The 17,032-nt window shown below is 68.6% G+C and carries 13 protein-coding genes; 10 read left to right on the top strand and 3 right to left on the bottom strand.

Features of this window, described 5'->3' with window-relative positions; translation table 11 throughout:
• Positions 1-885 (bottom strand): CDP-diacylglycerol diphosphatase, encoded by an 885-nt coding sequence (locus AB0B68_RS21935; protein ID WP_357203937.1) that lies wholly within the window; start codon positions 883-885, stop codon positions 1-3.
• Between the two features lie 139 nt (positions 886-1,024).
• On the opposite strand from AB0B68_RS21935, the gene AB0B68_RS21930 reads away from it, so the two are divergent.
• Positions 1,025-1,339, top strand: coding sequence for a chorismate mutase (locus AB0B68_RS21930; RefSeq protein ID WP_357203935.1), 315 nt, complete (start codon positions 1,025-1,027; stop codon positions 1,337-1,339).
• 19 nt (positions 1,340-1,358) lie between these two features.
• Here AB0B68_RS21930 and AB0B68_RS21925 read toward each other — a convergent pair whose 3' ends face one another.
• On the bottom strand, positions 1,359-2,153 hold the full coding sequence (locus AB0B68_RS21925; RefSeq protein ID WP_357262206.1) for an IclR family transcriptional regulator: 795 nt from the start codon (positions 2,151-2,153) through the stop codon (positions 1,359-1,361).
• Between the two features lie 161 nt (positions 2,154-2,314).
• On the opposite strand from AB0B68_RS21925, the gene AB0B68_RS21920 reads away from it, so the two are divergent.
• The 7 genes from AB0B68_RS21920 to AB0B68_RS21890 all read left to right on the top strand — a co-directional run bounded on the left by AB0B68_RS21920 (position 2,315) and on the right by AB0B68_RS21890 (position 11,217).
• Complete coding sequence (locus AB0B68_RS21920) at positions 2,315-3,562, top strand: sugar ABC transporter substrate-binding protein (RefSeq protein WP_357203931.1); 1,248 nt, start codon at positions 2,315-2,317, stop codon at positions 3,560-3,562.
• Between the two features lie 75 nt (positions 3,563-3,637).
• On the top strand, positions 3,638-4,591 hold the full coding sequence (locus AB0B68_RS21915) for a sugar ABC transporter permease (RefSeq protein WP_357262203.1): 954 nt from the start codon (positions 3,638-3,640) through the stop codon (positions 4,589-4,591).
• Positions 4,588-5,418, top strand: a complete 831-nt coding sequence (locus AB0B68_RS21910) for a carbohydrate ABC transporter permease (protein ID WP_196926036.1) — start codon at positions 4,588-4,590, stop codon at positions 5,416-5,418. The genes AB0B68_RS21915 and AB0B68_RS21910 overlap by 4 nt, the downstream gene beginning before the upstream one ends.
• Before the next feature lie 8 nt (positions 5,419-5,426).
• The gene (locus AB0B68_RS21905) at positions 5,427-6,608 is read left to right on the top strand and encodes a mandelate racemase/muconate lactonizing enzyme family protein (protein WP_355006254.1); all 1,182 of its coding nucleotides are present in this window, start codon (positions 5,427-5,429) and stop codon (positions 6,606-6,608) included.
• Positions 6,605-7,807 carry a fumarylacetoacetate hydrolase family protein gene (locus tag AB0B68_RS21900; protein WP_357262200.1) on the top strand — a complete coding sequence of 401 codons (1,203 nt, stop codon included), beginning with the start codon at positions 6,605-6,607 and terminating at the stop codon, positions 7,805-7,807. Before AB0B68_RS21905 ends, AB0B68_RS21900 begins: the two co-directional genes overlap by 4 nt.
• Positions 7,804-9,321, top strand: coding sequence for an aldehyde dehydrogenase family protein (locus AB0B68_RS21895; protein ID WP_357262197.1), 1,518 nt, complete (start codon positions 7,804-7,806; stop codon positions 9,319-9,321). The genes AB0B68_RS21900 and AB0B68_RS21895 overlap by 4 nt, the downstream gene beginning before the upstream one ends.
• A 321-nt stretch (positions 9,322-9,642) precedes the next feature.
• The gene (locus AB0B68_RS21890; RefSeq protein WP_357262194.1) at positions 9,643-11,217 is read left to right on the top strand and encodes an alpha/beta hydrolase-fold protein; all 1,575 of its coding nucleotides are present in this window, start codon (positions 9,643-9,645) and stop codon (positions 11,215-11,217) included.
• A 110-nt stretch (positions 11,218-11,327) separates the two neighbouring features.
• On the opposite strand, the gene AB0B68_RS21885 is transcribed toward AB0B68_RS21890, so the two are convergent.
• Positions 11,328-12,851 (bottom strand): alpha-N-arabinofuranosidase, encoded by a 1,524-nt coding sequence (locus AB0B68_RS21885; RefSeq protein ID WP_357262191.1) that lies wholly within the window; start codon positions 12,849-12,851, stop codon positions 11,328-11,330.
• Positions 12,852-13,580: 729 nt separating this feature from the next.
• Here AB0B68_RS21885 and AB0B68_RS21880 point away from each other — a divergent pair.
• The gene (locus AB0B68_RS21880) at positions 13,581-14,603 is read left to right on the top strand and encodes a LacI family DNA-binding transcriptional regulator (RefSeq protein WP_357203918.1); all 1,023 of its coding nucleotides are present in this window, start codon (positions 13,581-13,583) and stop codon (positions 14,601-14,603) included.
• Positions 14,604-14,774: 171 nt separating this feature from the next.
• Positions 14,775-16,958 (top strand): alpha/beta hydrolase-fold protein, encoded by a 2,184-nt coding sequence (locus AB0B68_RS21875; protein WP_357262187.1) that lies wholly within the window; start codon positions 14,775-14,777, stop codon positions 16,956-16,958.
• Positions 16,959-17,032: the final 74 nt, after the last annotated feature.

Raw genomic sequence — 17,032 nt, 5'->3', positions numbered from 1 at the left:
TCAGGCGTACGCCAGCAGGAAGTCGACGGTGCCCGTACCGCCCGGTTGACCGGCCGGGACGGGTAGGCCCGGCTCGCTGTTCAGGACGTAGAACCCGCCGCCGCCGATCAGGCGGGGCGTCACGGCCAGCATCTGCGCGGCCATGGCCGCTCCGGTCGGCCGCACGACGCTGTCCAGCAGGAGCCGGAAGAGGTTCCCGTTCAGGTTCGCGACGTGCAGAACCCGGTACGAGCGCGGGGCGGGCTGGCCGGTGCTCGTCAGGCCCCAGATCGGCACGATCTGGTTGCGCCACCGGGTCGGGTCGTTGCTGATCGCGCTGTCGTGGTTGTTCAGCTGCGTCTGGATCCCCGAGTGGATCCCGGCGAGGTGGATGTGGAGTTGGTCCTGCTGACGGATCGTCGGGTCGGCCGAGTTGACGCCCAGCCCGAGGTGGGGGTAGACGACGTGCCCCGGCTGCCCCGGCTGGGCGTTGTCCCAGGCGTCCAGCCAGTAGTTCGGCGCGCTGGCGGTGGTGATGAACGGGCACTCGATGCCGCTGATCCGGCAACTGGGCACGAGCAGGAAGTCGTGGTTCGAGCCCGACCCTCCATTGAGGACAACATACGTGGGAGTGGTCCGCAGACACTGGGGAAATGGCGGCCCGGCCTTCGTGCCCTCGCAGACCTGGACCCGGTCCCACAGGTCGTACCTCCCGCCGGTGTCGGCGGGGTAGCCGCACAGGGCCGAGGGTGTGGGGCAGGCCGCGGCTCCGGGGCCGCCGGGTGTCGAGGGGGACGGCGCGGGGGCCGGGCCCCCGTCGGCCAACGCCCGGTCCGCGCCGACCAGTCCCAGCAGTCCGGTGGCGCCGGCGGTTCCGGAGAGTCTGACGAACTGACGCCGTGGCATTCCGCCCATCGTCACCCTCCGTGGTTACTGTGCCGAGGCGAACATGAACGTGTCGAGATTAGGGTGATAGCCGGCATTCGACGCATCTGCTGGCGAACGGGTCCCCTGATCGTGTCGCTGTCGTGCGACGATTTCCGGCGTGGCAGAGACCGCGACGACGTTGACAGCGATCCGCGCTCGGATCGACGAGCTGGATCGGGACCTGGTCGGGCTGCTCGCCCGTCGGGAGGAGCTGGTCCGGCAGGCTGCCCCGCTCAAGAGCGACGGTCAGGCCGTCCGTGCGCCGGACCGGGTGGCGCAGGTGGTGGCCCGGGTCCGCACGTTGGCCAGCGAGGCCGGTGCCGACCCGGACCTGATCGAACGGATCTACCGGGGCATGATCCAGGCATTCATCGACATGGAGACCGACGAGCACCACCGCGTCGCCGGCGGGTCGGCGCCGAGAACGCGGTGATCGCCCGGGACGTGCGCGGTCAAGTCGCCGAGAGGATCTCGCCGTCCGGGCTGGCCACGGTGGGCGGCGGCGCGTAGCCGAGCTCGTACGAGATCTTGTTGGCGGTCTCCAGGAGCAGCGGAAGGTTGCTCTTGAGCTGGTCGAGGCTCGCGATGACCTCGATCGCCGTGATCGAGGCAGCGGCGATGACCTGCCCCCGTGAATCCCTGATCGGCGCGGCCACGCACATCACGTAGGCGTCGTGCTCGCCGTTGTCCATGGCCCAGCCACAGTCGTGGATGCGGGCAAGTTCGGCTTCCAGAGCGTCGTGGTCGGTGAACGTGGTGTCGGTGAACTTCTCGAAGACGACGTGGGAGAGAAGCCTGTCGCGTTCCTGCCGGGGGAGGTAGGCGAGGATGGTCTTGCCCACGGCGCTCGCGTAGATCGACACCGCGCGTCCCACCCGCGACGGCAGCTTGACGGCGTCGAACGCCGGGCTGTCGACCTTGTCGATATAGATGATCTCGTCGCCGGTCAGTTGCGCCAGGTGTACGGTGTGGCCGGTCTCGCGTTGCAGCGTACGCAGGTGTGTGGCGGCGGGCTGGCGAAGGTCCATCGAGCCGAGCGCGAGCTCGGACAACTCGATAAGGCCGCTGCCGAGCACGTAGGTGCCCGCGCCCGTCCGGCGGACGAAGCGCGCGGACTCCAGTGTTTGCAGTATGCGTAGCGCTGTGGACTTGTGGACGCCGAGCACGTCCGCAGCCTCCGTAAGGGACAGCGGGTGCTCCGCGGATCGACGGATGAGGTCGATCGCGCGGCGAATCGATTGCGCCAAGGCTGTGTCTCCCCTCGCGCGACGGTAGCGCCGTCGCTGTCATTGCATATTGTGCAATATAGATGACGCCATGCGCAATCGCCACTTGACACCGTTGCACATGACGCTACGATCGTTGCAATTTCATCGGCTTGACGTCATCTCGTAACAGTGGAGTAACGATGGGTAACAAGCGCGCTTATTTCGGCATCGCCAGGGCGACATGTGCCCTCGGCCTTGCCGCCACGCTCCTGACCGGTTGCGGCTCCGACGGCGACTCCGGCGACGGCGTCACCAAACTGACCTTCGCCGCCTCGACCTTCGGCGACCCGGGCCGCGGGCCCCTGTTGACGAAGTGGCTCGACGAGTTCAACCAGAGCCAGACCAAGGTCCAGGTCTCCGCCGCCGCGGTGCCGTACCCGACCTTCGGCCAGACCGTGCTCACGCAGATGGGCAGCGGCAAGGGCCCCGACCTGGTCCGCTTCGACATGCCCGAGTTCGAGGCGGCCTCCGACGCCGGCCTCGTCGCACCGCTGGACAAGGTGATCGACGCCAGCAAGTACGACCTGCTCAAGCAGCCGGACCAGTTCATGGTCCACGACGGTGTGCGGCACGGCGTCATCTTCGAGGCGTCGAACTACGCCATGTTCTACAACGCGGACCTGATCCCGACGCCGCCGACCAGCTACGAGCAGTTCACCTCCACCGCCAAGTCGCTGACCAAGGGCGACGTCTTCGGCCTGGCGTTCCGCCAGACCGAGGCCGAGGAGGCCGGTGTCTGGCAGGACATCTTCAACTACGTCTACGGCTTCGGCGGCGCGTGGTCCGACGGAAAGAACCTGACGATCAACTCGCCGGAGAACCTCAAGGGCCTCCAGGCGTTCAAGGACCTGTACGACGCGAACGTGATCCCGCGCGGCGCGGACGCTGCCACGTTCCGGCGGATGTTCGCCGAGGGCAAGGTCGGGATGGAGCTCAACAACGGCGGTTACGTGACCGCCACGCGTGGCCAGAACGCCAAGCTGAACTTCAACGTCGCGCCCATCCCGTTCCCGGTCCGCAAGCAGGGCGCGATCCTCGCACCAATCGTGATCAACGAGGCCAGCGAGGGCAAGGACGAGGCCGGCACCTTCATCAAGTGGGCGCTGGAGCCGCAGAACCAGGTGAAGCTCCAGGAGATCCTCGGCGCGAGCAGCGTCGCCACCACCACGCAGCGCAGCGCGGAAGCGCTCAAGGCCACGCCGTTCCTCCCCGTCTTCGACGGGCTCACCGAGACCAGCCTGCCGCAGATCGTGCTGGGGTTCGAGGCCAAGACGCCGGACATCCGCAAGGTGGTCGTGCAGAACGTGGTCGCGGCACTGCAGGGCAAGGCCGACCTCAAGTCGGCACTGGACCGCGCCCAGCAGCAGGCGACCGAACTGGTCCGCTGACCGCTCGACACGGCGACGCCGCCGACGCAAGGATTCGTGCGTCGGCGGCGTCCTTCCCCCAGAAGGACCGATCCGATGACTGTGGTCGAGCAGACCGGAGTACCGAAGACAACACCCTCAGGCCGGCCCCGGCGCCGGCCCAGCCCGCTGGGTAGCAAGTGGACGCCGTACCTGTTCCTGGCACCCGCCGCACTGTTCATCCTCGTCTTCCAGGCCGTACCCCTCGTCCAGGAGGTGTACCTCAGCTTCACCAGGACGAGGCTGCTCAACCCCACCCGCAGTGAGTGGGTCGGGCTCGACAACTTCAACCGGATCTTCGGGGACCCCGAGTTCCACCGCACCCTGCTGATCACAGTCGTCTACGTGATCACCTGCGTGGCCGTCGCGATCGGTGCCGGGCTCGCCGTCGCGCTCCTGCTCAACAAGAAGTTCCGCGGCCGTGGCGTGGCACGGGCGCTGGTGACCGTCCCCTGGGCGGCTCCGGGCATCGCGGTGGCGCTCATCGCCACCTGGATGCTCAACGCGCAGTACGGCATCGTGAACCGACTCCTCGACGCGGTCGGGCTCGGCGTCCCGGGTGGCGCCATCCTCGACAGCCCGCGCTACGCGCTCCCGGCGGTGCTCGCCACGACCATCTGGCAGCTGTTCCCCTTCACCTCCGTGGTGCTGCTCTCCGCCCTGCAGTCCGTACCGCAGGATCTCAACGAGGCCGCGACGGTGGACGGTGCCGGACGGTGGGCCACCTTCCGGGCCGTCACCTGGCAGGTCATCAAGCCGACGGTGGGTCTGTTGGCTCTGCTGATGACGATCTGGTCGCTGCGGCGGTTCGAGCTGATCTGGCTGATGACCAAGGGCGGGCCGGTCGGTGCCACCGAGACGCTCGTCATCGACCTCTATTCGCAGGCCTTCGACTCGAAGGAACTCGGTTCGGCGGCGGCCATCGGCATGGTCGGCGTCGTCATCTCGCTCATCGTCGTCATCGGCAGCCGCCTGGTCGCCCGCGCCGTGGAGAAGGGGGACGTCCGATGAGGCGCTTCCGTTTCGGTGTCACCGCACGGATCGTCGCCGTGCTCGTCGTGCTCGGTGTCGCGGTGTTCCCGCTGTACTGGATGTTCGTCACCGCGCTGTCCAGCAACAGCGACCTCTTCGCCGATCAGCCCCGGCTCACGCCGGACCTCGGTCAGTTCGGGGTCTTCGTGGACGCGCTCGCCGAGGGCAAGGCCGCCGGTTGGCTGCTCAACAGCCTGATCATCGCCGTCGGCACGATGGTGCTCTCCGTCGGCCTGGGCATCCCGCTCGGCTACGCGCTGTCCCGGTTCTCGTTCTGGGGCAAGGCCGTGCTGACAGTCGTTCTGCTGTTCACGCAGATGCTTCCCGAGGCGCTCATGGTCGTCCCGCTGTTCGCGCTGTTCCGCCGCTTCGAACTGCTCGACTCGCTGACCGGCCTCATCCTGGTGAACTCCGCCTTCGTCCTGCCGATCGTCGCGCTGATCCTCAAGGGCGCCATCGACGGCATCCCGAAGGAGTTGGAGGAGGCCGCGCGTGCCGACGGCGCCCGGCCCTTCACCACCCTGACCCGCATCAACGTGCCGCTCATCGCGCCGTCGATCGCGGCCACCGCTGTCATCGCGTTCTTCCACGCCTGGAACGAGTACGTGTTCGCTGTGACGTTCATCTTCAACCCGGACCTCCAACCCGCCTCCGTCGGCATCGCCAACTTCATCGGCGAGCTGGGTACACCGATCCAGACGGTGATGGCCGTCGCCTTCCTGTTCACGCTGCCGGCCGTCGCCTTCTACCTGTTGGTGCAGAAGTACGTGGTGTCCGGCATGACCGCCGGCGCGGTGAAGGGTTGAGCCGAAAGATGAAGATCGTCTCTGTCGACACACTCGTCGTCGACTTCTACCGCACGAACCTCGTCATCGTGCGGGTCCACACCGACGAGGGGATCGTCGGGCTCGGCGAGGCCACCCTGGAGGGCAAGGAACGTGCCGTCCAGGGTGCCATCGCCGAGCTGGCCGAGGCGGTCGTGGGCCTCGATCCCACAAACATCTCGAAGATCCTCTACGAGACCGCGCGAGACTGGTACTGGCGCGGCGGCCCGGTGATCATGACGGCGTTGAGCTCGCTGGAGATGGCCCTCTGGGACATCTCGGCGCGTGAGCTCGGCGTACCGGTCTCCCGGCTCCTCGGCGGCGCGACCCGCGACCGGGTCCGCGCGTACGCGAACGGTTGGTTCTCAGGTGCCGTCACGCCGGAGGACTACGCGGCCGCCGCGCGCCGAACCGTGGAATCGGGCTTCCGGGGCCTCAAGTGGGACCCGTTCGAGAACTACGACCTGACCATCACCACCGCCCAGTTGGACCGGGTGCTGGCCCAGATCGACGCGGTCCGTGGCGCGGTGGGCCGCGAGGTGGAGCTGTTCGTCGAGGGGCACGGGCGCTTCGACGTCCGCCACGCAATCAAGGTGGCGAAGGAGATCGCCCAGTTCGACCCGGTGTGGTTCGAGGAACCCTGCCCGCCGGACAACCTCGACGCGCTCGTCGACATCCGTCGCGCGTCGCCTGTGCCGATCGCCGCGGGGGAGCGGTGGTACGGGCGGCAGGGCTTCGCGCCGGCGCTGGCCCGCCAGGCGGTCGACTTCGTCCAGCCCGACGTGACGCACGCCGGCGGGATCGCCGAGCTGGCCTTCATCTCCACGCTCGCCGCGACCAGCTACGTGGGCTTCGCGCCGCACAACCCGAGTGGTCCACTCAGCACCGCCGCGACGCTGCAACTCGGGGCCACGTTGCCCAACTTCCGGTACCTGGAGATCATGGCGACCGACGTGCCCTGGCGCCCCGAGATCACCAACGAGCGGCTGGTACTGACCGACGACGGCGACATCCTCATCCCGACCGGGATCGGCCTGGGCATCGAGGTGGACCTCACAGCGATCGAGCAGCATCCGTTCACACCGCACCCGCTGCGGATGTTCCAGGACGCCGTCTTCGACATCCGTCCCCGCGACGAGCGGTCCTTCTTCAACCTGGAGAGCGACTCATGACGCTGCCACGGCCCCGAGGGTCGGCCGCGAACTGGGTCGGTACCGCCGCCGAAGCGTTGCCGGACGATGCCGACAGCGTCCTCATCGGCCGGATCTGGGACCCGTCCAGCGACGGACCCTCACCGGTGACCGTCCGCGACGGCGAGGTCATCGACATCAGCCGCCGGTTCCCGACCGTCCGCGACATCTGTGAGCTGCCCGATCCCGCCGCGACAGTGGCTGGGCTCGACGGGCCGAGGGTTGGCGACTTCGCCGAGATGCTGGCCAACACGGGGGCCGCGAGCCGCGACCGCAGCCGGCCCTGGTTGCTCGCCCCGGTCGACCTCCAGGCGCTCAAGGCCGCCGGGGTCACCTTCCCGATCTCGATGATCGAGCGGGTGATCGAGGAGCGGGCGCGGGGAGACCTGGCACTGGCGGCGGACATCCGGCACCGCATGCTCGCCGACGTCGGTGTCGACCTGCACAGCCTGGAGGCGGGCTCACCGGAGGCGGATCGGCTCAAGAGTCTGCTGATCGCCGAGGGCATGTGGAGCCAGTACCTGGAGGTCGGCATCGGGCCGGACGCCGAGATCTTCACCAAGGGCCAGATCCTCTCCGCCGTCGGCACCGCCGTTCCGGTCGGCGTGCTCGCCGCCTCGACCTGGAACAACCCGGAACCCGAGGTCACGCTCATCGTCCAGTCCAGTGGCCGGATCGTGGGCGCCACCCTCGGCAACGACGTGAACCTGCGCGACATCGAGGGCCGCTCGGCGCTCCTGCTTCCCCTGGCCAAGGACAACAACGCCTCCTGCGCCCTCGGCCCGCTGATCCGGCTCTTCGACGACCGGTTCGGCATGGATCGGGTACGCGAACTCGAGGTGCGCCTGGAGGTTCGAGGCGTGGACGGCTTCCACCTGGAGGCGGTCTCGGAGATGACCCAGATGTCGCGTGATCCCGAGGAACTGGTCCGGCAGCTGATCGGGCCGCACCACCACTATCCCGACGGCGCCGCCCTGATGCTCGGCACCATGTTCGCGCCCATCCAGGACCGGGACCGCCCCGGTGAGGGTTTCACCCACAAGGTCGACGACGTGGTACGGATCAGCTGCCCAGCGCTCGGGACCCTGGTCAACCGGGTGCGGCACGCGGAGGAGTGCGAGCCCTGGCACTTCGGCGTCCGCGATCTCATGGGCAATCTGGTGAGGAGAGGACTGCTGTGAACGTGGTCAACACTGTCGATCCGCGCGACGGTAAGAGTCGCGCGACGGATCTCACCGAGACGGACGAGTCTCGGCTGGAGGTGATCGCCGGTCAGACGTCGGCGGCGGCGCAGTGGCTGGCCGCCCGCGGGAGGCTCGGCCGCGCGGAACTGCTGGACGCGATCGCCGCGTCGCTGGAGTCCCGCCGGGAGGTTCTGGTCGCTGCCGCGGAGGCGGAGACCGGGCTGAGCCACGCGCGACTCAACGGGGAACTCAGCCGGGCGGCGCTCCAGTTCCGGATGTTCGGCGAGGTGCTGTGCGACGGAGCGTACGTCGAGGCCGCCATCGACCACGCCGCCGACACACCACTCGGACCGGGCCCGGACCTGCGGCGGATGCTCGTACCCCTCGGGCCGGTCGCCGTCTTCGGCGCCAGCAACTTCCCGTTCGCCTTCTCGGTCGCCGGCGGTGACACGGCCGCCGCACTCGCCGCCGGGTGTCCGACGATCCTGAAGGCCCACCCGTCCCACCCCCTGACCTCGCACGCCTCCGCCGCCGCGATCGAGTCGGCCGTCCGCGACCTCGGCGGGCCCGAGGGTGTCGTCGCGACCGTGTACGGGGAGCAGGCCGGTCGCTCGCTGGTGCGTCACCCGGCGATCCGCGCGGCCGCACTGACCGGCTCGGTCAACGCCGCCCGCGCCATCCAGGCGGCCATCGACGAACGACCCGACCCCATTCCGCTGTACGCCGAACTGAGCAGCGTGAACCCGATCGTCGTCCTGCCCGACGCGGCCGCCGTTCGGGCAGACCAGATCGCCGAGGGGCTCTTCGGCTCCTTCACGAACTCGGGCGGCCAGCTGTGCACCAAGCCCGGCCTGGCGTTCGTTCCGTCGGATCCAAGTGGTGACGGCCTGGTCAAGACGCTGCGGGCGAAGGTCGACGCGTCGGGCGGCACGGTCCTGCTCAACGAGCGCATCCGGGACGCGTACGAGAACCGGTCCACGGAGTTCGAGCGGGCCGGCGCCCGGGTGTCGGCGCGGCCCACTGTCGAACCCGGGGCGGGCTTCACAGTGGCGCCGACCCTCCTGGAGGTCGGCCTCGCCGGGCTGAGCGCCGAGATCGCCGACGAGTGCTTCGGCCCGCTCCTGATCGTGGTCCGCTACGACGACGCCGCCGACCTCGACGCCGCGCTGGCCGCCGTCCCGCCGTCGCTGACCGGTTCGCTGCACCGGGGACCGGGCGACGACGCCGAGGTCGTACGTCGACTGGTCGACGTGCTCGCCGCCCGCGCGGGTCGCATCGTCTTCGACGGATACCCCACCGGTGTCCGGGTGTCGTGGGCCCAGCACCACGGTGGACCGTGGCCGTCGACGAACGCCGTGCACACGTCGGTGGGCGCCACGTCGATCCGACGGTTCCTGCGCCCGCTGGCGTGGCAGGACGCCCCGGCCTGGATCCTGCCCGAGGAGTTGCGCGACGAGTACACCGCCATCTCCCGGCGGGTCGACGGGAGGTTGCAGCCAGCGGTCGAATAACCGCGTCCGTTGGCTTTTCCCGGGCGCGTTCCGGGCCACCTGTGACTGGCGCGCGAATTCCTTGAAGAATCAATCCGACAGAGAATTTGCGCGCCAGTTGCCCCGGTGTTGCTGAAGCACGCCCGAATGGTGGGGATGCGATTTTCCGATCCAATTTCCGCCTTGACCGTCAATGCAATTCATGGTTGTGTTTTCGACAGGGAACGATGTTAGCGCTCGCATCGCTGCATCGCTCGTTACTGGTATCCCTTCACCTCACCATCGAATGGTCGGTCGACCGCTCGGTGCGGTCTGACCACACGCCGAAGAGGGAGCAGGAACATGCCCGTCGCACCTCCCCGTCCCCCGACGCCGGCACCGACACGCCGGCTGCTGCTCGCGCTGCTCGCCGCCGTCACAGTGACGGCCGCAACGGTCGCCGCTCCGGCGGCCTCGGCCGCACCGCCGGCGCCGCTGGGCCCGACCGTCACCCGCACCGACAAGCCCCCGACCGGCTACACAGTCACCTTCCGGTACCGGGCGCCCGAGGACGTCGGGCAGGTCCACGTCTACGGCGACTGGTTCTATTCCCGACCGGAGAACATCGCCTGCCAGGACTGCGGTGACGCGCGACCGCCCGCCGAGTGGCAACCCGGCGACGTCGCGGCCACCCCGTGGCACACCCAGGCGATGCGGAAGGGCCCGGACGGGGTCTGGACCTTCACTACTCCGCTGCCGGCGGGCACCTTCCGCTACGCGTTCACCCACGACTGCGCCAACGAGCTCGCCACCGGCTGCGCCCTGCACGACGACCCCGCCAACCGCTGGCAGATCCAGCCGCAGTACCCGGGAGCGCCCGGCGCGGTACGCAGCACGATCTACGTCCCGACCAGCAAGAAGTTCCCGACGTACGACACCGGTTACCAGGCTCCGGTCGCCAGGGTCGGCCGGCTGGAGTCCCGGCGGTACACCTCGCCGCTGTCGACCAACCCGGCGGGAGTCCACGACATCGTCGTCTACCTGCCACACGGCTACGACCCCAACCGGGCCACGCCGTACCCGACCCTCTACCTGAGCCATGGCAGCGGCGACCACTCGACCGCCTGGACGATGCAGGGCGTTGCCCACCTCATCCTGGAGAACGCGATCATGGAACGTGCGGCGCAGCCGATGGTGATCGTGTCCACCGACTTCAACGGCCTCCCCGGTGGCAACGAGGGCTACGTCAACGAACTACGGAACAACATCTTCCCGTTCGTCGAGCAGAACTACCGCGTCTCGACCCGGGCACAGGACCGCGCGTTCGCCGGCTTCTCCGCCGGAGGCAGCCGGGCGTACACCATCATGTACAACCACACCGACCTGTTCGGCTACCACGCGGCCTGGAGCGCGGGCGGTCCGGCCGCCACCCAGGCCCAGGTTGACAGCATGAAGGCGGTGGCCGGCGGCATCATGATCGGCACCGGGTTGCAGGATCGGCTGGGCAACATTGCCGAGAACTCGCAGCGCAACGCCGCTGCCCTACGCGCCGCTGGCGTCGAGCTGGACGAGTACAACGTGCCGGGCGTGCACACCTGGCACGTGTGGCGTCCGCTGCTGAACCACTACCTGCGTACGCTGACGTTCCGGGCCACCACCACCGACCTCGTCGTCACGACGTCACCGGCGGGCGGCTCGCACCACACGAAGGTCACCGCCACCGCGACGGTCGGCACGGTCAGCACCAGCACGTCGGCGCCCTCCGGCACTGTCGACTTCTACGCGGGTGACACGCACCTCGGGTCGGCCCCGGTGCACCACGGCGTCGCCCGGCTGAAGAAGACCGTCCATGGTGAGCTGAACGCGCCGGTGGTCGCCCGTTACCAGGGCAACAGGCTCTTCAACGACTCCCAGAGCACCCCTGTCGACGTCCGGTAACAGCCGGCTCGACGCCGTACTCCCTGTGGTGGGGAAGCCCCGGCCGCGCGGCCCCTGGTGAAGCCAGGGTGTGCGCGGCCGGGGCACGTCCCGGTCCGTCCGTCAGCCGGTCACGGGGTCGTGTCGGTGGCGCGGAGTCGCAGCATGGTCCAGGACCCGGGCGGAAGAGTCAGCTGCACGCTGGCGTCGGTGCCGCGTGCCGTGCCGTTGGAACGCGGCGCGGCGTGGTCCGGACCGTCGGCCGTGTTCTTGGCGTGCAGGTCGGTGCCACCGACGGTGACGCATTCGACGATGTCGCCGACCTGCGCGCCGGCGACGTCGATGGTCACCTCGGCCGGGGTGTCGAGAGCGCGGTTGACGAGGAAGACTGTCATCTCCCCGGTGGTGTCGTCCCAGGTGGAGACCGCGTCGACAGCGTCGATCTCACCGTAGCGGTCGGTGGTCGTCGTGCTGCCCTCCCGCAGCACGTCCAACACCGTGCCCTGGGCGTGCCGGGCGGTGCGGGCGAAGGGGTGGAAGATGGTCTGCCGCCAGGCCGCGCCGCCAGTTTCGGTCATGATCGGTGCGATGACGTTGACCAGTTGGGCCTGGCAGGCCGCGCTCACCCGGTCGCTGTGCCGGAGCAGGCTGATGAGCAGGCCGCCGACGACGACCGCGTCGGCAACGCTGTAGTGGTCCTCCAGCAGGGGTGGCGCGACCGGCCAGTCCTCGCCGCTCGGGGGCGTGGACGGGGCGGCGGACTGGTACCAGACGTTCCACTCGTCGAACGCGATCATGATCTTCTTGGTCGACCGACGGATCGCTCCGACCGAGTCGGCGATGGCGGTGACGGCGTCGATGTACCTGTCCATGTCCTCGGCCGAGGCGAGGAAGCTGGCCAGGTCGTCGTCGACCGGCTGGTAGTACGCGTGCAGCGAGATCAGGTCGACGTCGTCGTACGCCTCGGTCAGCACGTCGCGTTCCCAGCTGCCGAAGGTCGGCATACCGAGGTGTGAGGAGCCGCAGGCGACGAGTTCGAGATCGGGGTGGAAGCGTCGCATGGCCTTCGCGGTCTGCGCCGCGAGTCGCCCGTACTCGGTCGCGCTGCGCTGACCCACCTGCCACGGGCCGTCCATCTCGTTGCCCAGACACCACAGCTTGATGCCGTACGGGTCGACAGCGCCGTTGTCGCGGCGCTGGTCGGCGAGGTGGCTCCCACCGCGGTGATTGGCGTACTCGAGCAGGTCGACGGCCTCGGCGGTGCCACGGGTGCCGAGGTTGACCGCCATGATCGGATCCACACCGGCCTTGCCGACCCACCGCATGAACTCGTCGAGCCCGAACGCGTTGGTCTCCAGGCTGTGCCAGGCGAGGTCGAGCCTCGCCGGGCGTTTGTCGACCGGACCGACGCCGTCCTCCCAGCGGTAGGAGGAGACGAAGTTGCCGCCGGGGTAGCGGACGGTGGTGACGCCCAACTCGCGCACCAGTGCGAGGACGTCGCCCCGAAAGCCGTCGGCGTCGGCCGTCGGGTGCCCCGGCTCGTAGATTCCGTTGTAGACGCAGCGCCCCAGGTGCTCGACGAACGAGCCGAAGAGTCGACGTGGCACCGGTGCGACGCGTCGGCGGGGGTCCAGGGTCAGGCGGGCCGTGTGCACGCCGTTGTCCGGCGCGCTGTCGAGGTGGGTGTTCAGGGCTGGCTCCCTTCGTGCGGGTCCGACGCGACAGCACTGCTCGAACGCCGGGACCGAGGGGTGGTGGAGGCAGTGTGAGCTCTGGACAACGTGATCGACTTCGATTACGTTGTCGATCTATGTAAACGTTACCGATTACGTTTACGTAAGGGAACATGGCGCCTGGATCAATGTCCGGCCGGCACGCCCGGCGGGGCCGAACGACCAGCTTGTCGCGGTGATGGGGGTGACCGGGTGACCACTGTTGAGCCGGAGATCAAGGCGACCTACGCGGATGCGACAGCGCCCGCACCGGGCTGAGACGTCCTCGACCCCGTCGACTGAGGGGTTCCGTCATCGGTGCCGACTCGGACCGGTCGACGTCGAAGGTCTTTACCGGGACCGTCGAAGTTCGGCAGCTGTGATCGTTCACCCGGGTTGGGGAATGGTTCTTGACGGAGCGTGCCGTCCTGTTGTCGACGGGTAGCACCGACGCGGATTCGGCCCCCACTTCGACCCCTGGCAGACGATGCCGATTGCGTTATCCGCAACGGCATCCGAGGCTCACCGGCACCCTCGCCGGACTCCACTTAGGACAGCCCATTCGTGAGGCCGGGTAAGGGCGAGGAGGTCTTGTGTTCGTAATAGTTCTCAGTTACCTTGGCAACATCCTGGAAACGTAACCGATAACGATTGCAGTCCAGAGAGAGCGGCATGATTGAAGTCAATGCGCCGGTGACAATGAGTGATGTCGCCCGAGCTGCTGGCGTTTCCACCGCCACCGTCTCGCGCGTCGTCAACGGGCATTACGGCGTCAGCGCTCGCACTGTCGCTCAGGTGCGCTCCGCCATCGAGCAGCTCGGCTACGAGTCGAGTCTGGTGGCGACCAGCCTCCGGCGTAGCCGCACCAACGTTCTGGGCCTCGTGGCGCACAGCTTCCAGTCGTACACGGCGGAAGTGCTCAAGGGCGTGATGAAGGCGCTGAGCCGCTCGGGCTTCGATCTGATCATCTACGCCAACAGCGACCTCTACGGGTCGTATTCGGAGGGTTGGGAGCAGCGGCACCTGACCCGCCTGTCGGGCACCCTCACCGACGGGTGCATCGTCGTGACGCCCTGGGGTGACATCCGGAGCCGGACGCCGGTCGTGGCCATCGACCCGGTGCGGGGCTCGACGGCGCCCTCGGTGATGGCCGACAACCTCGCGGGCGCCACCACCGCGGTCCAGCACCTGGTCGACCTGGGTCATCGGCGCATCGGCTTCATCGCCGGCCGCGACAGCCTGGCCTCAGCCTGGTCGCGGGAGGAGGGATACCGCGCCGCACTGTCCAACGCCGGCATCCCGGTCGACCCGACGCTCATCGGCCGAGGGGACTTCAACCCCGAGTCGGCGACTCCGTTGGCGCGTGACCTGCTGCGACGATCGGAGCCGCCATCGGCGATCTTCGCGGCGAGCGACGGGATGGCCCTGAAGGTTCTGGAGGTCGCCCGGGAGCTGGGGTTCTCGGTGCCGGGGGACCTGTCCGTCGTCGGCTTCGACAACATCCCCGAAACGGCGTCGACCCAGCCGGGTCTAACCACAGTGGACCAGTCGATGTATCAGCTCGGGTACGAAGCCGCGCGGATGCTCAAGTCGCTGGTGACCGGTGAGTGGGACGAGCCGAGCCAGATCGTGCTACCGACAAGCCTCGTCGTGCGCGACTCGACCGCACCACCCAGGAGCGCGGCACGGCCATGACCTCAACCCACTGGTGCGCGAGCCGGATCGCTCCCGACGCAGCGATCACGGCAGGTGTGCCCGTGGCGGCAGCCTGAAGGAGGTGTACGCAGCACGCACGGCCAGATCCACCGTTGAGTTGAGCCGGTCAGACGGGTCGCATCCGCTGCCGGCGCATGAAGGGAGTGGAGTGTGGTTACCGGACAGTATCACGGGCGTTTACGCCAGCTAGGCGTACGCCGGCGACTCTCGGCGGCGTTCACCGCCGGGGTCATCACCGCCGCGGCGGTGCTCCTCGCGCCGCAGCCAGCTGCGGCGGACACGCCGTGGCTGGATGTCTCCGCGGACCGCTACGCCACGTTCGCCGTCCCGGCGGCGTACGTCCAGGAGAACCTGGGCACCGTCTCGCAGGTCGTCGTCGAGGGAAACTTCGGCCCGTCGGCCAGCTGGGCGGAGTTCGGTCTGACCCGTCGGGGTGACGTGTGGTCGGGTGTTCTCGGCGCGTTGGAGCCGGGGCTCTACACCTACCAGCTCACCGCCGACGACACCTTGACCATCAAGGACCCGACGAACAGCACCAGTGTCGCGTCCAACCCGCTCCTGAGCACCTTCCTCGTCGCGGGTGACTCGGCACGATGGCTGCTCGACGCGCCGGCCGGCACCGGCGGAAGGATCGAGACGCTGACCTATCGGGCCGGGAACGCGCAGCGCTCGGCCCTGGTCTGGACGCCACCGGGTTACGCGGCCAAGAGCCCGAAGGGTTACCCGGCGCTCTTCCTCCAGTCGGGGGACGGCGTGGCCGCCACCGACTGGCTCGACCTCGGTCGAGCCAAGCAGATCCTCGACAACCTCTCGGCCGCGGGCGCCATCCGCCCGATGGTGGTGGTGATCAACGATGTCGACGGCTCCGACGACAAGGGGTTGAAGGACCTCCGGAAGGCGGTCACCGACAGGTACCGGGTCCTTCGCGACCCGGCGCACCAGGCCATCGCGGGCGTGTCCGACGGTGCGACGGACGCGGTGCGGGCCGCGCTCACCAAGCCGGGTCAGTTCGGTCACGTGGGTTGGTTCTCGGGCACGTCGGCGCCGGAGATCGACCGGAAGGACGCCAAGGCGATCAACCGCAGCGTCAAGCTGCTCCGCCTCTACACGGGCAACGTCACCGATCCCGCGTACAACACCACCTACCGGCTGACGAAGGCGTTGGAACGGGCCGACGTCCGGTTCGAGTTCGACGGGGTCAACCCGGACGGCGGCGCGACCTGGACCACCTGGCAGGAGAACCTCGTCGACTTCCTGCCGCGACTGTTCGGTCACGTGCGGGACCACGGGCCGAGCCCCGGTCACCAGCCGCTCAAGCGGGAGTTCACCCCGCCGCCGGCCGGTACCACCCCGACGCCCTTCGTCACCGAGGACGGGTTCGTCACCTTCGACACGACCACGGACTTCGCTGACGCTCAGCACGTCACGGTCTGGGCGAACGTCGCACCGGGCGGCAGTTGGCTGCGACTGCCACTGACCCGTGACGGTGACCGGTGGCGGGCCACTGTGGGCCCGCTGAAGCCCTGGTTCTACTACTACCGGCTGATCGTGGACCGGGTCGCGGTCAAGGACACCTCCAACCCGACGAAGGTCACCACCGAGCCGATGTGGAGCACCTTCCTCATCCCCGGGCCTGGCGCCCGACTGCTGTCGGACGTACCCGCCGGTCGTGGCGGGAAGGTCGAGAGCATGACCTACCCCAGCACGGTGGTCGGCCAGGACCGCACCGCGCTGGTGTGGACCCCACCCGGGTACGACCCGAACCGTACGCAGCCGTACCCGGTCCTCTACCTTCAGCACGGCGGCGGCCAGAACTACACGGACTGGGTGGAGATGGGCCGCGCCAAGCAGATCCTCGACAATCAGTTCCTCGACGGCGACCTGACGCCGATGGTCGTCGTGATGGGCAACGGCAACTCGTCGAACTTCAACCGGGAACTGCGGGAGAACATCGTTCCGACGGCCCGTGACCGCTACAACATCTCCAGCGATCCGTCGCAGCAGGCCCTCGCCGGTCTGTCGATGGGCGGCGGGCAGGCGTTCGGAGTGCTGCGGGCCTACCCGGGTGAGTTCGCCTACGTCGCCGCGTTCTCGGCCGGTTTCGGCAGCGGCACCGGCGTCGACGTGGCGGCGATCAACAACGGCACCAGGATGCTGCGCCTCTACGTCGGTGACCAGACCGACTTCGTGTACCCGAGCTTCATGGCGTCGCTGACCACGTTGGACAACCTCGGTATCCGCTACGAGTTCGACGGGGTCACCCCCGGGCCGCACGGCTGGGACGTGTGGCAGAAGAACCTCATCGACCTGGCGCCCCGTCTGTTCAAGCGCTAGGAGCCGTCGCCGGCGACGCCACCGGGAGCAGGGTTTCCTGCCCCCGGTGGCGCCCGCCAGCGCATGGATGCAGT

This window comes from Micromonospora sp. NPDC049049, from assembly GCF_040649115.1.
Taxonomy (GTDB): domain Bacteria; phylum Actinomycetota; class Actinomycetes; order Mycobacteriales; family Micromonosporaceae; genus Micromonospora.
Note: the sequence above shows the minus strand (reverse complement) of the source record. Positions and strands in the feature narration are given on the sequence as shown.